The organism is Priestia sp. YIM B13551 (assembly GCF_042787905.1).
Lineage (GTDB): Bacteria > Bacillota > Bacilli > Bacillales > Bacillaceae_H > Priestia.
In genome coordinates this window covers 32,446-53,417 of record NZ_JBHZOX010000011.1, presented here as the reverse complement: position 1 = coordinate 53,417, position 20,972 = coordinate 32,446, and the positions used below count along the sequence as shown (strand labels likewise).

Sequence of the window (20,972 nt, the reverse complement as noted above, 5' to 3'; positions counted from 1 at the left end):
TTGAAGTTCCTCTCTTAGAGATTCAATAATGTCTAAGTGTTTTTTCTAATTTATCATGTTATAACTTTTCTCTTAACATAGAAATTTCATCAATTAAATCCTTTATTAATCGCCCCAATACTGCTAACTGCTCATCTTTGCGATCATAATCATCAATTTTCATAGATAATTCTAAAACACGACAGGTCTCCTCGACTGTCAGGCCATGATCTCTTGCAAGAGTTTTTACTGTATTAAGAAATTTAACAGCATCATTATTAAAATAATCTTTTCGTGTTGTTTGATTAAATAATGTTCCCATTTTCTCTCTCCTTAAAAATTAAAGTTTTATATGAGTGAATGATACAAATGATACAAATGAATTAGCACCAATTTGCAAATCGTATAGGCTGAGAGATTATATTTATTGCAAAGGTGTATTTTTAAAACTTGAGGTACCCGATTTATAATGTTGCTCTCTATAACATATTCAGTAATCTTCTAACGATCACCTACTGCGGTATGATTGCTTTTTATTTCAAGAAGTAGACAGGAAAGCTTACTGCAGCAGCTACATAGTATCTAATGACTTACAGCTTCATTACTAATCAGTATCTATTTCAGTAGCGCTACTGCGTTAATACAAGCTACGTCCGCCTAGTGTAACTAGCACTCAATGGATTGCAGTGGGGGTTAATAGAGTGTAAATGTAATAGTAATATATTAACTTCAAGTTAAATTGTAAATTTTATATAAAATAGGTAATAAAAAGATTGAAAGTAATAAATTGGAGTTATATAATTTAACTTGTATAAAAAAGGAAAAGCTGACTTGATGACAAGAAGCGCTAAAAAGATTCTTCCGTATGATAGTAATTTGAATTACACAACATGGTATCCATGTCTCTGTAAGCACTCAATTATTAAATACAGACAAGAAACTTTTTAAGCGTTTTTTATTTTCCTTTTTATTCAAAAATTATTCAATATGGAGGAATGGAAAATGGAAAAAATGTGTATGGATATGATGATGATGGCGTGTATGGAAAGAATGATGTGCGAAATGACTAACATGAAAATGATGATGGATAAAGCATGCGATATGAATATGGAGATGAACATGGACATGGATCAGATAATGTCTAAAATGCACAAATGCAATGAAATGATGACATCTATGATGAGCATGAAGGAAAATTACTAAGTACATAAAAGAAGCACCTTATCTTTTTTTAGGTAGGGTGCCTTTTTATCCTATTCTACAATCCAAAACAACTTTCAATTCAGAGATTGCTGCGATTTCCACCTTGCCTAAACCATCCATTTTCCTAATCTCACATGTAACGTTATCATAGATCCATACAACTTTGTATTCTTCTCCTTTAAATAGAACCACAGCGCCAACTCGCACTTTTTCTCTCCTCCTAATGTCTAAGTATGAAACACTACAGATTAAAAAATAATAAATATAGATTTTTATATTGATATTTATATCAGCCTATATATCTTTGTTTGTTGTCGTATAAATGCATTAAACCCATAAAGGCTGCTATTTTTAGTCCTCAAACTTTATCTACGTAACGCGGTTAAACTCGCGCTTTCTTTACTTTGAGAAAACTGCTTCTCAGGCAATCTAAATCGATGCTTTTCACTGCAATCTACCTGAGTGATTTCTCCATTGTGAATGGTAATATTTAAGGATCCGTACTGAATCTTTTCTAATACAGTCATTATATAGTTGATTTTTTCCTCATCTACTTTTGCCACAGCTACTTCCTCCTAATCGGTTTTTAAAGGTTTAGTAAGAAATAATAAATCTAAACACCCTTGCTTGATCAGTTATTTGAATGACAAACACTCTATTTAAAGACTACTAATAAAAAGAGGCTCTTCTTATACTGCCTTTTACTTAACGAATAAAATTTTTAATTTTTCAGTTATTTATATTTTTATAACACACATTATCCATATAGTCAAAATGGGTTTTAATTATCTAGGATAATCCTCAGCATCTAAAAAATCCAAATCATCTTATATAACCATCTAATGATCCCCTACTGCGGTAAGGGTTCTTTTTTATTTTTAGAATGGACAGGCGAGCTTCCTGCAGTAGCTACATAGTATCTAAAGAATTACGACTTCATTACCTAATCAGTATCTAGAATGCATAACAGAGACAGGATTCATTAAGTTTGTTGATTCTCTTGGGGATTTATTTATTTTCATTGATGGCGTATTTGAGTTAAAGAATAAAATGAGATTAAGCGAGCTCATCTATGTTCGCTTGGCTTAGTTCCTGAAGAGATCGTATATAAGAAGCATTTATTTTGGTGGAGGTACATTCATGTACAATTTTAGAGTATACACGTTACGTGATGGTTCAAAGATAATCATTAAACTAAAAGAAGGAGAATCATTTAAAGAGGAACTCCAAAGAGCAGGTATTCAAGAAACGCAAATTTAACAGATGCAACTAGTAGAAAAACCAGAATAACTTTAAAATAATCCTTTTACGTAAATGCAGAGAATGTTGTATACATATTTACCTAACTAGAACAGCATATCTCTGTGGAAGGAGAGATTACTCTACTTTCTTTCATCAGGTAACGTAGATCGGTTGGCTTCTCGCAAATATACTCATATAAAGATTCTAAAATTTTATATGCTAATAGTACACAATATAGAAAAAATAGTTTATTCTCTCTGTTTTATATAAATAAAGAGCCACCTTGAAATTCAAGGTGGCTCTTTATTTTCGAACAAACTTTAAAAATAATTTATTCGTAAGGTTTACTGATGCTATTTTTTAATAAGCACTATAGAAAATTGATCATAAAGAGAGACCTTTCTTCGTATGATCAAAAATTACACTCTACACTAGGCTATTACTATCGACTTACTAGTCATTACCCCGTAAGAAAACTTGTGCAAACTGCTCTGCGATTTGTTCCTCAGAGTATCCTCTTTCAAAAAATGTCCGAATTAACATAGGGTTTAAACTCCAAGCCATCAGTGTACTCCGAAAGAATGAATCCTCCATGCTGTCCATATTTTTAAACAGAGGTTCTATCACCCGTTGCACTGCAACATGTGGAGGTGGGACTTCAGGGGATCTCTCCCTATTCATTTCTTTAAAGTCTGTTTGAGAAATAATTACCTCTATCCAACTGCTGTGTTCCGCATTCATACGAATCAATTCCAGGATAATATATTTTCCTTTTTCATAACTGAACACCATCCCTTTTTTAGATTTATAGTATCAGTATTTCCAAGTTTGGGAGATCACTTACAGATGCTTTGAATTTTTTGCACCAGAACCGTTAAAAAGATTACATTTACTCAAAAGAAGTATATAGTAGTCTGTTAGCTTTGTATTTTATAAAGAGATATTGAAGTGTTAATAAATGAACGTCGTTTGTTTTTGGAAAGAACCTTTGAACAAAAACACTCGTGCGTTTTTTTTAGGTTATATTATGTTAAAGATTGATTTCTCCATTTTCTATATCATTCAATACATTTCGGACAATATATTCGACTCCAGGTCGATCCCAATCCCGCGTATCATGCTTTTGAGACCACAACACAACCTGCAAGTTAGAGCGTTCTACCACGTCCACGAGCTTTTGGTTATAAAATCCTTGAACGGGTCTAAATAGTGAAGGCTGATACCCATTTATATTAAAAATAGCTTCCTGAGTTAATTCAATTTCCTTGATCAATTGTTTCTCGGAAACGTTGCGAGTCCAAATCAAATGATGAAATGTATGGTTTCCAACTTCATGACCTTCTCGTATCTCCCTTTCAACAATAGATGCATAATGTTCTACACGAGACCCTACGACGAAAAAAGTCGCTTTTGCATCGTATTCTTTTAAAAGATCTAAGATTTGAACCGTTTCATCTGATGTTGGTCCATCATCAAACGTAAGAGCTATTTTCTTCTTTTGGATAGGAATAGAATCAATGATCTGCTCTTGAGGTAGAGAAACAGAAAATGACGGACTCATCAATGAATAGACGTTAACTTTTTTCCATTCATTATGAAATAAGGTAAATAAAAATACTCCTACCAACAAAACCATCCGTCTCATAAGCATCCCCTTATTTAAAACATTATTTGTTAAGATAACCTATTGAGTGCTTTTTATGTATAAGTCCTCTGCCATGGGCTATAAATATGTCAGTAAAAGAACTCATACTCATACTCCTATATGGGAAATTTATTTTGTTCCAATATACACGCCTTAAACAACAATTTTTTCAGTCTTTCTTTGTAAATATTGAGATAGAAAGAGTACTGTGGAACATTCCACCGGCTTTTGTATTTACTTGTGGTGAATAAGATAATGTTACAGAAATAGAGTAAATTTCACTACAAATCTTTATGAAGCCGTATGTTATATTATTTTTTAGATTGATTAAAGCTTCCCTGTACACAGTCCGAAAAGGTACACGGTTCTAGATGCCGAAAAAATCAATGATGAAACGTCTATTTAATTTTTAAAAATAGACATTCTTTCACGCACAAAAAGTAGTTAACCTTTATAGACGATATGTCATATTCAATTTTAGTTACCACAATGGGAGTTACCGAGATAACAAAAAGAGCCCTTATTCCATGAGGACTCTTTTCATCTATAATTAAACTTTTGAAATGTATCAATTGATGAAAGCAATTCTTTTAAATCATCAACTGCATGCTGATCAGTAAAATTCTGTCCCAATAAAACAGCCTTTTTCCAAAACCCACGTTAAGACATTTTTAGAAATAAAACCTTGATTTATCTACGCTGAGTAGAAGAATTAGGGTTTTATTTTGCCTTCTTATTTTCAAACTTTCAGATCCTCAAATACTATCATCTTAAACTAAAGCACCCGTTTGGTTAAGTACATCTTTCTACATTCTTTATTTTGTTGACTATGTTAATCTTCCACTTTTACTTTTAGTATGTATGAAAGACGTATCCTTTTCCATCAACAACTAATGCTAAAGGTATTTACGAACTTTTTTACAGTACGCTTCGTATTCTTCACCGTAAATCTTTTTCAAGGATTTTTCTTCAAGTTGAACCTGACGATTAAAAAGCCAAACTCCAGCAAATACGTACAATAATAATATCCAGTTTGGTAAAATCAAGAATGTCCCTATCAAAACAAATCCAAAAGCTGTATAAATGGGATTACGGCTAATTGCAAAAACACCTGTTGTTATAAGTTCACCTGGTTTTTCTTCATCAATTCCAACTCTAAAACTTTTCCCAAATGAAATTATGCTTAACGAGAATAATACTAAGCCCATCGTGCATAAAACTACCCCTATCCAACTAAAGACTTCATTGCTAAATAGTTTGGTACCTAGTTTTGGCAAATCAAAAACACTAGAGAAAATAAGATAAAAAAACAGTAATGCAAATGGGATAATAAAGAAATCTTTTTTATCTAGCTCACCAAATTTAAAAGCTTTAATTCCTTTTTTTTTCAACTGTTTAGCACGAATTATAACCATTATCATCATTAAAAGTAATGATATGATTGCAAAATATCCTTGCATAACTCTCCCCCATTATTAATTATCCTATATTCTCTTTAATATTTATTACCCATTTATTATATATAAGGATTTTAACCAATTCTAAATCAGGCGTATTAGTTTATTTACCATAGTATGCTAGTCATGACCTGTTTAAGAAGTAGATGAGGATTTGATTCTCCCTCTTTTGTACGCCATGCTACAAAACCGTCTGGTCTTATCAATACAGCTCCTTGAGAGGTAACATCGTACAATTCTTCCCAGCTATCCTCACACTCAACACAATCTCCTTGTGAACCGATGCCATAAACATTAATAGGGACACCTAAGTGAGAAGATACATTCCGGGCAGAAGTGCGCCAAAGGCTACTATCTTCTCCCGTAAATAAGACGAAATTTTCACCTATTAAATCTAAGGTGGATATACACTTATCTTGATACTTCAACCACATATGTGGAGCACGTGTGCCTGGTCTTCCTTTTAGTTCTAATTGATCCATTCGATGTGTTGTATCGGAGTTTTCCTTGATAATGGCTGTTGAGTTATATTTATACCCTACGGTAACTGCAGTATGGTCCATATTATTGAGAGTGCTTACACCTTTATTTATAATACTAAATAACAAATTACTGGCATATTTCGTTGTTACTTCTACAGCATAGTGTCTTTCATCATGATAAGTTTGGAGCAATCGTGGATGAGCTTGTTTATGTATCACTGCAGCCAGCTTCCAAGCTAAATTATGAGCATCTTGAATACCTGTATTCGAACCAAATCCTCCAGTAGGTGGCATAAGATGAGCTGCGTCTCCAATTAGGAAGACTCGATTATCTTGAAAACGAGTGGCTGTCTGTTCTGCAGCTGCCCAAGGTAAAATACTGAAGATGACAATATCAAGATTTGAAACTCCTATAGCTTTTTTTATAATCTCACAGCATCGCTCTTCAGAAAAGTCTTCCGGACTTTCCCCGTGTGAGGGGTTATAAGCCACGTGGTAAATCCATTCATCACGATTATTAACAGTGATAAGCGCACCAAATACTTTCGGATTTAGGATTTGAATCCAACCAAACTGGCTGCCTTTCAGAAAATGACTTAGATCAGCCTGAAAATAGATGTTAATATAATGTCCACCGATGACGCCTCTTCCTGTAGTTGGAATTTTTGTGTGTTGACGAATTGTGCTTTTAGCGCCATCTGCCGCAATTAAATAATCACTTCGAATCGTTTCCTTCGTTCCTGTCGCTCGATTCATTATAGTGGCTGTTACCCCTAAATCGTCTTGTTGATACGATATAAGTTCAGTATTATAGCGTATATGCCCCTTTGCTTCTTTAGCAGCTTGAAGAAGGATAGGTTCTAGTTCCATTTGATAACAAGATGCTGGCTTTGAAGGGCTAACCTTTTCAAAACTTTCTATTCTCTCTTTGTCAATAGCCCTTTGGGAGTTCTCCGCAGTTTTTAATTTCTCGAGGTCCATGCTTTTGATTGTCTCTACAGCAATCCTTCCACGAATATTATCTAACGGTTCACTAGCAGTACGGATAGCTGCCTCTAGTCCAAGTTGTCGAAATATTTCCATCGTACGAAATGTAATCCCTCCGGCTTTTGGATGCATAGCTGTTCCAGCGTGTTTTTCAATGAGTAAATAATCAACGTTGTGACGTGCTAAAAAAAGAGCAGAGGTGAGTCCACTAAGACCTCCCCCCACTATTAAAACAGGAACATGTTTGTGTGTCATAGAAATTTCCCTTTCAATTTTATATTTACCCATGGGCATTACTGAATTCAGTAATCAAACTATAATATATAAAAAAATGAAATTGTAGACTTTTTTTAGGTTAAGTTTTATAATGATAATAGAGTACGCCCCAAATAAGGGGCGTTTTTTTTGCTATAACTTTTAAAAGAATACTTATCAATGTTAATGGAAACAACAGACACTTCCTGACTTTATACATGTATTCCATTCTGTATTATCTTACTGTCTGTGTCCTTATATTTTATACATGTTAAGTTCTCATAATGGATTCTATCGGTATGAAATAGAAAAGACCCCTTTTAGTTTTAATATTAAGTAACCGTTTTCATTTTCTACTTTCTCAAAATGATTTGATAGGTTATAATAAATATCTACAAAAATATTAAATGATATGTAAGTAACAAGCAATTACACCCTTAATATTTAGCTAAAAGAAAAGCCCACCTCTGACAAATCAGGTGGGTTTTTCTTTTTTAGATGTATATGATACACATCCTTAGTTAACATAAAACCAGTTATCGGTATTATAAAGAACATCATTACTCGACTAAATTAATTTCATAAATTCTTGAGTTACTGCTCCGCGGATGATAATTATCACGTTTAAAAGTTAAAGTAAAGCATAATAAACTTTAGGATAATGGATTTAAACTTGAAGGTACTTACCTTTATGTAAGTACCTGTAATAAAAGTGCGTACTTACATATTTTTAGTTTGGACTTTACAATAAAAATGAAATCAGCCTAAGGAGGAAGAAACATTGAAAACTCTTGTTATCATAACACACCCAAGCTTAGAAACATCTGTTGTTAATAAGCGATGGGTAGAAGAATTAAAAAAATATCCAGAAAAATATACTGTGCACGAATTGTATAAGGTTTATCCTGATGAGAACATAGATGTGGAAAAAGAACAAAAATTGGTTGAAACTCACGGAAACCTTGTTTTCCAATTTCCTGTATATTGGTTCAACTGTCCTCCTCTCTTAAAAAAGTGGCTGGATGATGTTTTCCTTTATGGATGGGCTTATGGTTCAAAAAGAGATAAATTAAAGAATCGTAAAATTGCTTTAGGGGTATCTGCCGGGATCAAAAATGTGGATTATAGTGAAACTGGAAGATACCATTATACACTTGAACAAGTGTTGAGTCCGTTTGAGACGACAGCCATCTATTGCAAAGCAGATTATCGTTCGTTCTTTGCGTTTTATGGAGCAGAATTTGAGCCATCTGTAAGTGAAATAGAAAAAAGCACTCAAGATTATTTAAATTTCATTGATAATATGTAATGGGTAACTTTTATAAAAGTTAAAATAAGAAGTACCTCCTAAACAAGAAGGTACTTCCATTTTACGCTATGCCTATTTTGTTACATCTTCTAGAGCTTGAAAATTATTTTTCTCTCCCCACTCGCACATCATATCTAACAATGGAATAAGTGAACAACCACGTTCAGATAATGAATATTCAACTTTTGGAGGTATTTGGGGAAATTCTTTGCGTATAATAAGACCATCTTCCTCAAGCTCTTTTAACATAACACTTAGTGTTTTAAAGGAAATAGTCCCAATACGTCGCTTCAGCTCATTGAACCTCATAACCTTATTTTCAGACAACCAATACAAAATAATCATTTTATATTTACCACCTATTAAGGATAACGTATATCCAAAACCAGTGTTTTTTAGTTCTACGCCAGTCGGAACACAGGTTTCTCTCACAATCCCCACTCTCCTTCTGATAAGAATATCCTATCAATATGAATACTTTATAGTAAATTACTATGCAATCTTATCACAAGAATGTAAAGTAACGCGTTTTTATTTTCTTTAATGTTTTTAATGTCATATATTATTTCATTCTCATGCAAAGAATCTAATCTAACTAAGAAAGAAATTTTAAAAACAGTTACCATAATGTTTTTTATAGGAACTTATTTACATATTGATTATAATTGTACTTAAATAAGTTTATATTTGTCGTCATAGAGAGAAGATGGTAAAACTAATCAATTTAACGAGATATGTTATTTATACTGAAATTATTATAATATTTATTATCATGATTAGTGACAAAAACCCAGTTAATATCGTTATCACATTAGCTGGGTTTTTATAAAATTTCTTGCTGTATCTTACTCTCGTAACCATCTAAAATATTATGCAATCTCTTAGCTAACTCTTCAAAATGAGTTGTGTTAACCCCCATATGATGTCCGGATAAATTAACAATTGCTATTCATAGTTTTCTTACTAAGGCAGCTGAACAACTGTAAGGGAGAAAATTTCATAATGTACTTCCTTTGGCTGGACTTACTATCTGTTTCTTTTTAGCATTAGAAATATTCAAAGGGTCAACAAACATCATTCTCCCTTCTTTAATTGAATCTCTCTTACCTTTTGACGAAGATGTTCTGGCCACCATGCTCCACAATCATCCGATACAATGCAAGCAGCGCATGTTTTTAAATCATAAACCATCATTTCTTTAATCGGTGGAGAGTAGAGGTGAAGAGTGACGAGACTCGTACCTTCTGCACTATTCATCTTGTGAACGCCCTTCTTAGGAGCAAAAAAAATTCTTCCTTCCCCCTGATACTGGGAAAACAGCTCTTTAGGCATTTGGTTTTCTTTCACTTCGTAAACGGTATTTATAGCTGTGCCATTCACTACTTGGATCCATCCATATGAATGACCGTGATTGTGAGGAGCACACTCTATTCCGGACCAATTCATAACAAGTAATTCTATTTCGTCATTTTGGTAGAGAAGCTTTCTGTAATATGGCTTATCTTCTGCCGACTGCAATAGTGGTTTTAACTCATCAAGATTTATATCTAAAGCCAAAAGGGCTTCTCTCAATTCCAATTTGGTAGGAGAATTTAATTTATCTAAAATAGGCTTTACTTGTTCACTTAAGCTCATACAAACATTACCTCCCCATGAGTAGATCAAATTTGGTGGTTTCAACATAGTTATAAATTCTTGTTTCTCCATGGTAAGTACCTTAAAAAGGTTAGTAGTCTTCCATTAACTAAAATAACTCCGATTATAATTATGATGCCTCCTAATATGCTTACGGGGATAATCTTTTCCTGTAGTAGTAGAATAGCTGTTACCAATGTTGCTACTGGTTCTAAATAAAGGAACACAGATACTTGGGACGCTTCTAAAACTTCTAATGCCTTTGCCCAGTACCAATAGGCAACACCTGAAACGAATACACCGAGAAATAATAAATGAGCCCACTCCACGTTTGTTAAAAAAGGAATCATCTCCCATCCTTTATTCCTTACGAGAAAGGGAGTCGTTAGAGTAAATCCTATTAAACACATATAAAACGTAACAACAAGAGAGGGAAGTTGGATATGTAACCTTTTTAATAGGACAGAATAGATGGCCCAGTTTAACGTACTTAAAATCATTAATAGGTAACCAACATTGATTGAGAGCTGAAAGGACTGCTGATTGTTAGAAGTAGTCACCAGTAGAACTCCAATGATGGCTACAATCATCCCTGATGCTTTTAATACGGTCATCTTTTCATGCAAAAAGAATACTGAGAGAATGACTGTAAATACAGGAGAAAACGAAATAATCCACCCTGCTGCAGAAGCATTTATTGTGAGAAGTGCTGTTGCCTGAATCACTTGGTGAACGAACACCCCAAGGATACCTAACACAATCAGATGAGGAATATACTTAAGTGGAATGTTTAATGGATATCGCTTTAGCACTAATAATACCAATAAAAAAAGTGCCCCAATACCAAAACGAAGAACAAGGAGTGTATATGGATCAAGCTTATCTAAGACAGCTTTGGTAGAGACAAAAGAGATCCCCCAAAAACTAATAGACATTAGTGCATATAACGAGGCAGCAAATTTAATCTTTGACGCAATCATAGGCGCAATTTTCCTTTCAACAGTAAAGGTATCTTCTATTAACTAACATATGCCTTTCCTAAAAGAAAATGAAAAAATTCATTCCAATCTAAAAAAAATGTTGGAAACTCTAGCATTTCCCATAGTTATAATCTTCTTTTAACCTTCTTTATAGAAAAGATTGCAATTTTTCTACAAAATATATAATAAGTAACACTATTTTATATAAAGTACTTATAGTTATTACTTTATAATTAAGTCTATTTGAGGTTTAACATAATTCATATTACGTGAACAAAAAAAACCTTTAAACAAAAGGTCTGGAGGATATTTTTATAGAAGTATAGTTAAGTTGACTACCGATACCTTGTGTAATATCAATAATGAATAGGGAAATAGGGGGGATTTCAAATGTCACATTACTCATTAAAATTGTACGACTACCATGTATGGGCAAACCAAAAAATTTTCGACCGATTAAAAGAACTTTCTAAGGGTATTTACGAAAAGGAAATTCAGAGCGTTTTTCCTTCTATATCAAAGGTGATGGCGCACATTTATGTCTCTGACAACATATGGTTAGATTTTATTTCTGGTGAAAAATTTGATGAAGTATATGCGTTGGCTGATCAATTGAGAGAACAGATGGAAACGAAAAGAATCGAGGAAGTAGAAACGATGTTTTTCGATTTATCTGACCGGTACAAAGCGTTTCTCGATCGTCAAGAAGATATGGAAACGGCCTTAGTGCTTGAAACTTCATTTGCTGGACGACTCGAAACCCGTTTATCTGACTTAGTACAACATGTTGTCAATCATGGAACATATCATCGTGGCAATATCACAGCTACGCTACGGCAATTGGGCCATCCTGGTGTTATGACTGATTACTTTTTATATTTATATGAAAGGGATATACAAGGGTAGTTTCTACTCTATCTAAAAGGGGTATTGTCAGGAAATGTGGATTTACAACGTTAAGGAAACTCTAATATTAAAAGGTCCAATTCCTAAGTATTAAACTAGAAAAATTGGGCTTTTTTTCGTTCCTCCATTTTTATATTTTTATAAAAAACGAGAAAGTACCTTTCGTGCAAATAAAAAGGTGCTTTCTCGTCACAATCATTTATAAATAAAAAACTAGTTAATCAAAGACTTTAACATGCAGAGAAACGCTCTCTGACGTAATTAACTTTTGTTTTGCATATAACTTCCCCATTCAATACAAATTTCAGTACCTATTTAGAGCAAGAAAAAACAGACCTTACTATACTGAAGGTCTGCTCTTACTTACTTCCTTATTAATTTTTTCCGTATGACGACAAGAAGGGAAAGAGGAACAGCCAAAAAAGCGTGTGCCATTCCCATCTCGTACGACTAGATCTTGCCCACACTTTGGACATTTACGAGGTTCTGGTGTGATATTTTCAAAGATTTCCCGTGCTTTGAAAACGGGGTTTACCTCATTAATAAACTTTTGAAGATCGGCCCGATCCAATAAGGTCACTTCACATGCAGCTGCAAGCCCTTTTGCTTGTTTCGTAAAATAACTATTGGTCACAACCCACGCCTGATTCGCTTTATAATACGCTTTTGCCCCATACACTTCTTGTACGGCTGAAATACTAACCCGATTTTTAACTCCATATCGTTTAGCTTGAATGACAATTTTTTCTTTGCCTTTCATCACTAAATCAGCCCCAAAGTCACCAGACTTTTTCGTCACTTGTGGTTTATATCCTAGCTGTTGGAAAAGGGCCTGCAAGTAAATTTCAAATTGGTAACCATCCATTTTATCAATATAGGGCATACCCGATTGGGCTAACTCTTTCATGTACCTCCGTTCACGAAGGACACGGTAAGCAAATTGAGAAAGTTTCACTAAAATCATGATAAGAAAGAGGTAAAATACACCTTGAAACACTTTATCCATTCATTGAAAGCTCCTGTTCAGTTTGTTTATTCCGGAGACGTGATGCCACAGGTTGAATGCTTTTTCCATTCTTCTTTAATTCTTCGTTCCAGTCTTTCGCTCCCTTTGGAATATCTGCTCTTATTAAATCAGCATTAACGATTTGGTTCATTTTGTCAATAAATTCTTTTCCTCCTTGGTCATTATCGACAGCTAACACCATTTCTTTAATGTTTAAGCCTTCTCTTCGAGCTTCGATATAAGATTGGGCGACTGTTTTAGGCTTTAAGCCGTTCATACTAATAAGGCGTGTGTTTTGTAGCTTGTTTTCTTGAATACTCCAATAGGAAAGAAGATCAATTGGACTTTCAAAAAAATGAATCTTATTTGGATGTCCGGCATCGATTGAAAAGCCTGTATGAGGGTTGTCGTTCGGTAAGACTTGCTTAAAGGAACCTCGTTTATTGTTCATGGAAGCTGTTCCTTGCCGATCTGCCCCAATTACCTTTCCTTTGCCCCCGTGTTCACACCACTTAAACACGACATTGTTCCGTTTGTCCTGGGCGATTAAACCTTTTTAAAGAAGCCAGTCAACTAACCGAGATCTATTTTACGTTCTTTTATGAGATAATCTTTTATTTTGCTTTGATCCTTTACTTCTAACTCTTTTGGATAGCGAAAAGGCTCTTTTGATGGTGAAACCGATGGTTGCTCATTCGACTGAGAAAGCTCTTTGTAATCACCTTTGCTGATATCTAATACGGCTTGTGGAAACGACATCCCATAATACATTCGAGCGAAACTGATTGCTCCATATCCTGTTTCATTCCGGCTGTTCCAAGCGTACATATTTCCTTTGATGAGTAAGCTATCATGTTCCGTATGACGATAATACTTTCCTTCTTTTACAAAGGTTTCACCTTTGGCTTCCAGATACGACAACAAATCAACATCTCGTGCTTTCATGATTTCCCCCTCATTGACGTGTTTTCGTTCTCCCACCTAATCCCTCCTTCTCTTTCAACCTATGAAAAAAGAGGACTAAATATAATATTTAGTCCTCTTACCTTTTTCAAACTTTCGCCATTTTTAACGTTCTATTTCTTGTTGGTCTTTCTGTTTTTTTGAAGAAAATGCTCCATTATTCCGTGCAAAAAATTTTGTGAATCCATTTTCTGATTTCTCTTCTTTTTTCTGCTTGTCGTGATCCTTTTTCTCTGTGTCCAAAACCTTTTCAAGCTTCGTTAACTTCTCACGTTGAGAATCAGTCAAATTAATCTCTTTTAATTCCTGCAGCGCTTCTTTTTTCAATTTGTACACCTTATCAAAGGAATGCTTTTGTTCGTATTCCTTCATTTTGGCCACACGCTGCTCTTTCTCTTGAGGTGTTTCTTGCTTGAGCTGCTTTTCAACAGAAACTTTTTCTGCTTCAGCTTCCTTTTTCGCTTCTTTAGAAGAATCTTTTTCATCTGATATGCCTAATTGGGCTAACAAGCTTTGTTTAAATAGCTGCTTATACTGTGTTTCTTCACTAGGTTGCTGCATAACTTCTAGTACTTCTTGTTTGTAACCTTCTTGATATTGATCCTTTTGTTGTGCCTGTTTTCGTGCTTGAAACTGATGAGAAAGTTTATCTTCTATTCCTTTCAATTGATCAGGAGTGAACTACTTTTCCTTTAAAGCACTTGATTTTAATATCACATAATCGTTTTCTGCGTTCACACGGGCTAACATACTATCAATATCTTGAGGTTTCTCTTTATCATGCGCTTGTAAAAACGTAAGATAGCTTGTTTTGAGCTGCGTTTCTCGATCTTTCTCTAAAACAGAATTCACATCATGACTTCTCAAAAAATAGAGAGAAGAGCATAAGGGTTTTTTGCTATCACACGGGGTGATAGGCTAGGCAGAGCCTATCAAAACCATGATATCAAAAAAAGTCGCTATATGTCCCCTTTGCGTCCCCTTGTGATTTTTCACTTCATGGCTAAATCTTGTTGCTTTTTATTCAATTTTTGGAGCTTTTCTTGTAAACTTTTTTGTTCATCTTCATAGAGCTGAATACTTTCATCACTTGATTGAATAGCATCCTTTTTCATCGCAATTTTTGATTCTGTATCGGCTTTTTCCTCGTCCACTTGGTACTTCATATCACGTTGTAACTCGTTCATTTCTTGTTGGGTTTGACGTTTATGTTTGGCTTCTACCGTGATTGCTTTTTCATAGTTTTTCATTTTCTTTTTGACAAACTGTTTTTCTAAATCATTAACCAAAAGCGCATATTCTTGTTTGGTTTTTACTCCTTTTCCTTCTTCGCTTTTCGTTTTTCGTTGGTCAGAATAGAGCGTCGTAATTAACGCATGAGCATCTATTTCCTCTGTTGAATATGTTTCTGAATCACTCGTTACATCATCCACGTTTACCGTTCCTTTTTCTTCATTTTCTTGATAAAGATCAAAGGCAAGTGCTTCCCAATTTGGAGATAAATCGCTGATTCTTACCACATAATAGCCATCATCTTCATACAATAAATGAACAGGTAATTTGATGTTTGGATTTGCTTTTCTTGTGCCACAAAGCTTACTTCTTCTTCATCCGTTTGATCCATTTTGATGACCATATCGAGTGAACTTGAAGCCGGATGATACGCACGATTTTCAATCGTTACTGTTCCTATTATGTTGGAAGAAACAGCTTCATGGGTATTCGTATGATGCAAGGGATCTTCTGTTTTTAAGTAAAATTTTGATGTCAGTAAGGATAAAAAACCAATAAAGAAAAAGATTAAAACAGCTGTATACTTCCATGATCGATTGCGACTTAAATTAAACCGATAGTCTTCCAATTGCTTCTTAAATGCCACCTGTTCCACCTCATTTCATGATTTCTGTTTTCAAATCTTCGATACTATAAACCACCCATTTGTTCGCTTCTTTTCGCAAAGAAACTTTAATAATGTCATGCGTTTGATCGTCCACATTTTCATCTTTTATGACAAGATGATTTGTAAATTCGGCAATGACTTCAACCTCTCCCTGCCTTCCGTCATATTGCTGAACATAAAGCTGTAGATCGTTTGGAATTGAAGTGTAACTATCTCCATACACGAACTTTTCAGAAGGATAAAACTGCGCATAGAGTTCTTTATCCATGATGGCTTTTGCGATCTTTTTCCGATCCTCAAATCCATCTTTTTCATGATGATAAGAGACATCAATAAACTGTTTAACGGTATTCAAGTAATCTCGTTTTTGTTGTTCTTGGGCAGAAGGACGAACTTCACTTAATTGTTTTTTCAACTCTTGATTTTCTTCTTTTAAGCTGTCATTTGTGACTTGAATTTGTTTCGAAGCTGTTGTGTTGGAGATATTGTAGTTCAGGTAAATGTTGAAAATGGTTACGCCTGCCACCACAACGGCAAGCGCTCCAAATAGTAGTGCTGCTTTATTTTTCATCGCCTTTTCTCCTTTTAAAATCGTTTTACTCTTCCATTGAATCGTTCACCAAAATACGTTCCTTTTGCCATACTTGCGATGGCTACACCTGTTTTTCCTTGGCAACCTAAAAACTGATTATTGCCAACATAGATGCCTACGCGGCCGTCTATTTTATACGTATCGAAAAACACCACATCCCCAGGCTTCATGTCTTTTGGATTAATCGCTTGCCCTTGAGTTTTGAGTGTATCGGTTGTTACTCCTGACATCGGACCAACATTCACTCCTACCTGTTCGAATGCCCATCTGACAAAACTTGAACTGCTATTAATTCATTGTTGTGTTATTCTCCCTATTTCTATAAAACAGCGATTGGTGTCACTAAAAACCTCAAGTTAACCTTTAGTAGCACTTGATGATCGCTCTTCCCACCCCTAAAACACAAGTTCAACCAAAACACACATAAGTTCACCATACATTCACCACGAAACACACCGATATTCACCCGAGTAGAACTTAAGTTAAACTAGAGTCGCAACAGTTCATAAAATAAACCATATATACAAACTCAAAACAGGAATTGTTGATTTTTTGTCGAAATCATATAAAATTAAATGAATAGATGACTGTGAATCGGGTGAATATTCATAAACCTAGCAGGTAAATAACAGTGATCTGAGTGAACATAAGCAAATACCTTGAATGAATGACCGTGAACCGAATGAATCTTCATAAAATTCATATGTGAATGACTGTGAACTGAGTGAATGTACATAAAACACTAATAAATGGTGGTGGATTAAATGAATAATTCTGAAAATGCAAATTTCATTGGTGTACCAGAAGCATCTGAATATACCAATATTCCTCCTGAAACATTAAAAAGATATCTAATTAATCATGAACAGTTTTTAAATTTCAAAAAAGAAGGTAGACGCTATAAAATAAGTATTGAATCACTAGATCTATTAAAGAAAATCCGTGAACTTTATAGTGAGGGATTATTAAAAGAAGATGTAAACGATAATTTGGCAAGTGATGGGCTTCCTATAACTATTACAGTCAAAAATCAAGAAGAGAAAGGTTCTATCTCTATAAACGAGGAGCTGAGTGAAATAAGAAAAATGTTACAACAACAAGAACAACAGATGACACAGCAAATGCAATTTAATCAAAAGTTAGTAGAAGAGTTACAGAAAGTTAGTCAAACCAACCAAGAATTAAAGCAAATGATAAACAGAAAAGATGCTGAGTTGATTGGAGAATTAAGAAAAGGATTATCAGAAAGTAAAAGAATGATTGAAGAAGCTTCTGCTAGTGCAGAGTTAGAAAAGAAAAAAACATGGTGGGAAAAATTAATGGGTAAATAATAAAAAGCTTCTACTAGGGATAGTAGAAGCTTTTTATTATTATAGTGTTATAATCCGATTATAAAATCTATTAATTATAACATATTTTAAATATATTGAGGAGGGGTATTTTTTTGACCCTCCTTATTTTTTAAAATGAATTGTATAATAAAACAAATTTATTATTAAGGAAAAACAGTTCAAAAGAATTCTTTTGAGATATATTACTAATTTTTATTGAATTATGAGATTAATTAACGCTATAATAAAACTAACAAAAATGACCGGAATAGAAAAAAGACTTCAACTGTTTAAGTAGTGCGACCAACACACTTAAACCGTTCCCCCTAATCACAGTAGGGAAAACACTTGTCGAAGTCTCTTGTTAATAGAGTTAGTTTTTCTATAAAATAAAACTTATGTTTTTATTTTATATGAAATTGACATCTATTTCAAGGGCTTAGTTCATCAAAATCAAGGCATTGTTTTCCTTTTTCCAGGGAAACAGTGTCTTTTTTGTGTTCCTTAAAGGAGACGATGAACAAATGACAAAAATATTAACCTGTTATCTAAAAGATGTAGATACCTTCAATGGGCGGTTCAAATGGTTATGGACCAACAAGTCCACACTTCGGAAAAAGAAAGAAGAGTTTTTAGAAAGTCTTCGTACCCACTTTAAACAACATCAATCAGCCATACATAAAGAATTTCCTAAAAAAAGAATGGAAATGCTTGATCACGTCATCTATAACCTAATGGCTACGGGCATTCAAGCGATCCGTTCTGAAACGCTGATGAAAAAATTTAATGTTTCCAAAAGTACGGTTTCTCGTTTTGTACGCTCGCTAAAAGCGACACCCTTTATACTTGTGGCACGATACATTAAAGAAGATGCAACAGGTACTCATCCTGATAGCTATGTATTTATCCTTAAAAGTCATAAGAACTTTCATCACATTTGCGACGAAATCTTTTTTGCCCATGATACAACAGGTGTACAAACGCTTCAGCAAGAAGAAATGACCACTCCTGTGACACGTCCTGTGACGCATCCAGAAAGCACTGAAAACGTTGATACACCAAGCTTAGAGGCCGATAAATCACCTGATGCCTTTATTAACCTTGATTTACCTGTAAATCATATAAATAATCATTTAATGTCTGTTTCACAGGCCTTCACCTATATCAAAGGTGTGCCTAAAAAAGTCAATCAAGTCTATGCAGGTAAGTATGGACATCAACTACAAGACTTCTATGCTCGTATTCAAAATGCTGCAAAAGCTGTCAAACGAGATACAGAAATTGAGATTGAAAAAGAGCAAGTCCATGAAATTGCGTATACATCCATCGTGGGATTAGATAAATATGTCCATGAAGCTAATCAACAAGGCAATCCCTTATCCCTGCGGGATATGTGTCGATTAATCTATCAAATTGCGAAAAACCAATTCTATGAATTCGTAAACCCTAAAGGGCAGGATTATTCATCAGTATACGCAAACCAACAAGAAGTTATACATAACGAAACTCAAACAACAACATTGGCCAAACCAAAACATATTATCCGTAAGGAACTGGTTCCTGATTGGTTAAAAACTGAACAGCAGAAACAAGAAGAAGCTATAAAAGAATCAGATATTTCTTTGGATCAACAGCTTGAAATGATTCAGTTAAAGCAAGATTTAGGACAAGAGCTAACACCAGAAGAAGAGAACTTGCTGGAGGAGCACAGCTCCACGTATAGTTTGTTGGAGATAGCTCAAGTAAAACAGGACTTGGGACGAGCCTTAACGCCAGATGAACAAGAATGTTTACGTCAACATAACCAGTTAGAAGACACAGCTTCCTAATCAAAAAAAGTAGAAATTCCTTAGAAGCTGATGTTTTAATAGAATATGTTTATTTAGAATTGTGTTCTAAATAAACAATAACTAATAATCTACGCAGGAGGAGACTATTATGCCACATAAAATTACGTTAACCGGATCAGCCACAGGACCACTACGAGAATATGATCGCTACGTTGCCTTTGATATGCGTGAAAAAGGGTCACCATCTGCGCCTAAAGGATTAAAGAAGAGTACCTTTATTTCGTATACCGTATTTGTTGCGAAGAAAGCCTTTAATAAAACAGGACTCACGAAGAAAAGCATCATGCATGAAAAGATTTTAATTCAAGGGGAACCAACGTTAGACATTCCCATTGATGAATGCCCTGGTGAAATAGGGGTGATTTGTTTCCAGATTACCGTTCTTCCGAATAAAAATGACAAAGAGAAGAATGAGTCAGATGCGAAAAAAGAACCTAAACAAGAAGCATCTAAGCCTTCTGAAGCCCAAAAGAACACGGAATCTACTAAACAGGGAGAAGAAAAAGTACCTGTTTCTCAGCCTGTAGCAAAGGAAGAGAAGAAAGAAGTAAAGCCTATTCAGCCAGAAGTACAACAAGCACCTACAGAAGAGAAAAAGGCTGAGGAAAAAAAGACAACACTATCAAACCAACCGAAGGGAACTCAGGATCTATTGAACTTTGATGATATTATCGTTCCTGAAGAGTTCTTAAAGACACGCCCAAACCCTGAAAAAACGCAAAAGGTTATCGATTTTGTGAAGCGTACAGGACGTTTAGATGAGCCGTTGACGATTGAAAAAGGATCGAAGATCTTAAAAGATGGATACCGCCGTTATGTCGTGGCTAAAACGGTCAAAATGGATCAAGTTCCTGTTGTCTATGAATATCAAAAGTAAATAAAGTGAGAGTAGACTGGTATAGAAGAAGAACACCTTGACTCAAGATGAAAAAGTGAGCCCAAATATCGAGCAGGTGGACTTGATTATCCCATGGCTATGAGAATGCTAGGCTGTCGATTATTAACGGTAAAACATGAATTAAAAAATATGAACGAAGATGAAAAGTGGTTACAGAAAGAAGCTGGAGCAGGAGAAACCATTGTAATGAGGGATTGGGGCAACTATTTAATTTATGAAATAATTAAATAGTTGAACGTACTAGCTTATTTTCAGCCAAGACTGTTTCTTGGTATATTAACGGCAAAATGGCAAAACACCAAATATGGTCCTCTTATTATTTGAAGGTTTTAACGTATATACCTAGAATAGT

Annotated in this window: 24 protein-coding genes and 1 pseudogene; 7 read left to right on the top strand and 18 right to left on the bottom strand. The window is 34.5% G+C overall.

Going from position 1 to position 20,972, the window contains the following annotated elements:
* Positions 1-58: 58 nt before the first annotated feature.
* Positions 59-301 (bottom strand): hypothetical protein, encoded by a 243-nt coding sequence (locus ACFX4N_RS27725; protein ID WP_053488370.1) that lies wholly within the window; start codon positions 299-301, stop codon positions 59-61.
* A gap of 680 nt (positions 302-981) precedes the next feature.
* On the opposite strand from ACFX4N_RS27725, the gene ACFX4N_RS27720 reads away from it, so the two are divergent.
* On the top strand, positions 982-1,182 hold the full coding sequence (locus ACFX4N_RS27720) for a hypothetical protein (RefSeq protein ID WP_098240055.1): 201 nt from the start codon (positions 982-984) through the stop codon (positions 1,180-1,182).
* 45 nt (positions 1,183-1,227) lie between these two features.
* Here the strand turns inward: ACFX4N_RS27720 and ACFX4N_RS27715 are convergent, their stop codons facing one another.
* From ACFX4N_RS27715 to ACFX4N_RS27690, 6 genes are all read right to left on the bottom strand, one after another.
* Complete coding sequence (locus ACFX4N_RS27715) at positions 1,228-1,389, bottom strand: hypothetical protein (RefSeq protein WP_192100995.1); 162 nt, start codon at positions 1,387-1,389, stop codon at positions 1,228-1,230.
* A 158-nt stretch (positions 1,390-1,547) separates the two neighbouring features.
* Positions 1,548-1,745 carry a DUF2292 domain-containing protein gene (locus ACFX4N_RS27710; protein ID WP_029325514.1) on the bottom strand — a complete coding sequence of 66 codons (198 nt, stop codon included), beginning with the start codon at positions 1,743-1,745 and terminating at the stop codon, positions 1,548-1,550.
* Positions 1,746-2,877: 1,132 nt separating this feature from the next.
* Positions 2,878-3,213 (bottom strand): hypothetical protein, encoded by a 336-nt coding sequence (locus tag ACFX4N_RS27705; RefSeq protein WP_377263467.1) that lies wholly within the window; start codon positions 3,211-3,213, stop codon positions 2,878-2,880.
* 241 nt (positions 3,214-3,454) lie between these two features.
* Complete coding sequence (locus ACFX4N_RS27700; protein WP_192100994.1) at positions 3,455-4,069, bottom strand: polysaccharide deacetylase family protein; 615 nt, start codon at positions 4,067-4,069, stop codon at positions 3,455-3,457.
* A gap of 896 nt (positions 4,070-4,965) precedes the next feature.
* Positions 4,966-5,529: a methyltransferase family protein gene (locus tag ACFX4N_RS27695; protein WP_192100993.1), complete on the bottom strand. Its 564-nt coding sequence runs from the start codon at positions 5,527-5,529 to the stop codon at positions 4,966-4,968.
* 104 nt (positions 5,530-5,633) lie between these two features.
* A complete protein-coding gene (locus tag ACFX4N_RS27690) occupies positions 5,634-7,250 on the bottom strand; it encodes an FAD-dependent oxidoreductase (protein WP_192100992.1) in 1,617 nt (538 codons plus the stop codon).
* A 781-nt stretch (positions 7,251-8,031) separates the two neighbouring features.
* Between ACFX4N_RS27690 and ACFX4N_RS27685 the strand changes: the two genes are divergently transcribed.
* A complete protein-coding gene (locus ACFX4N_RS27685) occupies positions 8,032-8,559 on the top strand; it encodes an NAD(P)H-dependent oxidoreductase (protein WP_098548338.1) in 528 nt (175 codons plus the stop codon).
* A gap of 72 nt (positions 8,560-8,631) precedes the next feature.
* Here ACFX4N_RS27685 and ACFX4N_RS27680 read toward each other — a convergent pair whose 3' ends face one another.
* The 3 genes from ACFX4N_RS27680 to ACFX4N_RS27670 form a co-directional block, all read right to left on the bottom strand.
* Positions 8,632-8,991, bottom strand: coding sequence for a winged helix-turn-helix transcriptional regulator (locus ACFX4N_RS27680; RefSeq protein WP_053488375.1), 360 nt, complete (start codon positions 8,989-8,991; stop codon positions 8,632-8,634).
* 642 nt (positions 8,992-9,633) lie between these two features.
* Positions 9,634-10,194, bottom strand: coding sequence for a cysteine dioxygenase (locus tag ACFX4N_RS27675; RefSeq protein WP_053488415.1), 561 nt, complete (start codon positions 10,192-10,194; stop codon positions 9,634-9,636).
* Positions 10,195-10,244: 50 nt separating this feature from the next.
* Positions 10,245-11,174: a DMT family transporter gene (locus ACFX4N_RS27670; protein ID WP_192100991.1), complete on the bottom strand. Its 930-nt coding sequence runs from the start codon at positions 11,172-11,174 to the stop codon at positions 10,245-10,247.
* A 390-nt stretch (positions 11,175-11,564) separates the two neighbouring features.
* On the opposite strand from ACFX4N_RS27670, the gene ACFX4N_RS27665 reads away from it, so the two are divergent.
* A complete protein-coding gene (locus ACFX4N_RS27665) occupies positions 11,565-12,080 on the top strand; it encodes a DinB family protein (protein ID WP_192100990.1) in 516 nt (171 codons plus the stop codon).
* Positions 12,081-12,420: 340 nt separating this feature from the next.
* On the opposite strand, the gene ACFX4N_RS27660 is transcribed toward ACFX4N_RS27665, so the two are convergent.
* From ACFX4N_RS27660 to ACFX4N_RS27625, 8 genes and pseudogenes are all read right to left on the bottom strand, one after another.
* The gene (locus ACFX4N_RS27660; protein WP_192100989.1) at positions 12,421-13,086 is read right to left on the bottom strand and encodes a restriction endonuclease; all 666 of its coding nucleotides are present in this window, start codon (positions 13,084-13,086) and stop codon (positions 12,421-12,423) included.
* Positions 13,079-14,031 (bottom strand): annotated as a pseudogene (locus ACFX4N_RS27655) (toprim domain-containing protein). The gene ACFX4N_RS27660 and the pseudogene ACFX4N_RS27655 overlap by 8 nt, the downstream one beginning before the upstream one ends.
* Positions 14,032-14,154: 123 nt before the next feature.
* Positions 14,155-14,715 (bottom strand): hypothetical protein, encoded by a 561-nt coding sequence (locus tag ACFX4N_RS27650; protein ID WP_053488379.1) that lies wholly within the window; start codon positions 14,713-14,715, stop codon positions 14,155-14,157.
* 15 nt (positions 14,716-14,730) lie between these two features.
* Complete coding sequence (locus ACFX4N_RS27645; RefSeq protein WP_377263462.1) at positions 14,731-14,916, bottom strand: hypothetical protein; 186 nt, start codon at positions 14,914-14,916, stop codon at positions 14,731-14,733.
* A gap of 125 nt (positions 14,917-15,041) precedes the next feature.
* Complete coding sequence (locus ACFX4N_RS27640; protein ID WP_301264717.1) at positions 15,042-15,569, bottom strand: hypothetical protein; 528 nt, start codon at positions 15,567-15,569, stop codon at positions 15,042-15,044.
* Positions 15,563-15,928 (bottom strand): hypothetical protein, encoded by a 366-nt coding sequence (locus tag ACFX4N_RS27635; RefSeq protein WP_192101396.1) that lies wholly within the window; start codon positions 15,926-15,928, stop codon positions 15,563-15,565. The genes ACFX4N_RS27640 and ACFX4N_RS27635 overlap by 7 nt, the downstream gene beginning before the upstream one ends.
* 10 nt (positions 15,929-15,938) lie before the next feature.
* Complete coding sequence (locus tag ACFX4N_RS27630) at positions 15,939-16,520, bottom strand: MerR family transcriptional regulator (RefSeq protein WP_192101397.1); 582 nt, start codon at positions 16,518-16,520, stop codon at positions 15,939-15,941.
* A 14-nt stretch (positions 16,521-16,534) separates the two neighbouring features.
* Positions 16,535-16,834, bottom strand: coding sequence for a C40 family peptidase (locus tag ACFX4N_RS27625; RefSeq protein ID WP_328251595.1), 300 nt, complete (start codon positions 16,832-16,834; stop codon positions 16,535-16,537).
* Positions 16,835-17,305: 471 nt separating this feature from the next.
* Here ACFX4N_RS27625 and ACFX4N_RS27620 point away from each other — a divergent pair, with 471 nt between their 5' ends.
* From ACFX4N_RS27620 to ACFX4N_RS27605, 4 genes are all read left to right on the top strand, one after another.
* On the top strand, positions 17,306-17,872 hold the full coding sequence (locus tag ACFX4N_RS27620; RefSeq protein ID WP_192101398.1) for a hypothetical protein: 567 nt from the start codon (positions 17,306-17,308) through the stop codon (positions 17,870-17,872).
* A 524-nt stretch (positions 17,873-18,396) separates the two neighbouring features.
* On the top strand, positions 18,397-19,701 hold the full coding sequence (locus ACFX4N_RS27615; protein ID WP_377263459.1) for a replication protein: 1,305 nt from the start codon (positions 18,397-18,399) through the stop codon (positions 19,699-19,701).
* A 109-nt stretch (positions 19,702-19,810) separates the two neighbouring features.
* The gene (locus tag ACFX4N_RS27610) at positions 19,811-20,599 is read left to right on the top strand and encodes a ParB N-terminal domain-containing protein (RefSeq protein ID WP_192100875.1); all 789 of its coding nucleotides are present in this window, start codon (positions 19,811-19,813) and stop codon (positions 20,597-20,599) included.
* A gap of 93 nt (positions 20,600-20,692) precedes the next feature.
* A complete protein-coding gene (locus ACFX4N_RS27605; protein ID WP_157835298.1) occupies positions 20,693-20,851 on the top strand; it encodes a hypothetical protein in 159 nt (52 codons plus the stop codon).
* Positions 20,852-20,972: the final 121 nt, after the last annotated feature.

Bases quoted from the DNA above. Each gene is read 5' to 3' on its own strand.
- ACFX4N_RS27695 (WP_192100993.1), bottom strand. From the start codon at position 5,529: ATGCAAGGATATTTTGCAATCATATCATTACTTTTAATGATGATAATG.
- ACFX4N_RS27720 (WP_098240055.1), top strand. From the start codon at position 982: ATGGAAAAAATGTGTATGGATATGATGATGATGGCGTGTATGGAAAGA.
- ACFX4N_RS27615 (WP_377263459.1), top strand. From the start codon at position 18,397: ATGACAAAAATATTAACCTGTTATCTAAAAGATGTAGATACCTTCAAT.
- ACFX4N_RS27665 (WP_192100990.1), top strand. From the start codon at position 11,565: ATGTCACATTACTCATTAAAATTGTACGACTACCATGTATGGGCAAAC.
- ACFX4N_RS27620 (WP_192101398.1), top strand. From the start codon at position 17,306: ATGAATAATTCTGAAAATGCAAATTTCATTGGTGTACCAGAAGCATCT.
- ACFX4N_RS27725 (WP_053488370.1), bottom strand. From the start codon at position 301: ATGGGAACATTATTTAATCAAACAACACGAAAAGATTATTTTAATAAT.
- ACFX4N_RS27630 (WP_192101397.1), bottom strand. From the start codon at position 16,520: ATGAAAAATAAAGCAGCACTACTATTTGGAGCGCTTGCCGTTGTGGTG.
- ACFX4N_RS27610 (WP_192100875.1), top strand. From the start codon at position 19,811: ATGCCACATAAAATTACGTTAACCGGATCAGCCACAGGACCACTACGA.
- ACFX4N_RS27700 (WP_192100994.1), bottom strand. From the start codon at position 4,069: ATGAGACGGATGGTTTTGTTGGTAGGAGTATTTTTATTTACCTTATTT.
- ACFX4N_RS27660 (WP_192100989.1), bottom strand. From the start codon at position 13,086: ATGGATAAAGTGTTTCAAGGTGTATTTTACCTCTTTCTTATCATGATT.
- ACFX4N_RS27675 (WP_053488415.1), bottom strand. From the start codon at position 10,194: ATGAGCTTAAGTGAACAAGTAAAGCCTATTTTAGATAAATTAAATTCT.
- ACFX4N_RS27605 (WP_157835298.1), top strand. From the start codon at position 20,693: ATGGCTATGAGAATGCTAGGCTGTCGATTATTAACGGTAAAACATGAA.
- ACFX4N_RS27670 (WP_192100991.1), bottom strand. From the start codon at position 11,174: ATGATTGCGTCAAAGATTAAATTTGCTGCCTCGTTATATGCACTAATG.
- ACFX4N_RS27690 (WP_192100992.1), bottom strand. From the start codon at position 7,250: ATGACACACAAACATGTTCCTGTTTTAATAGTGGGGGGAGGTCTTAGT.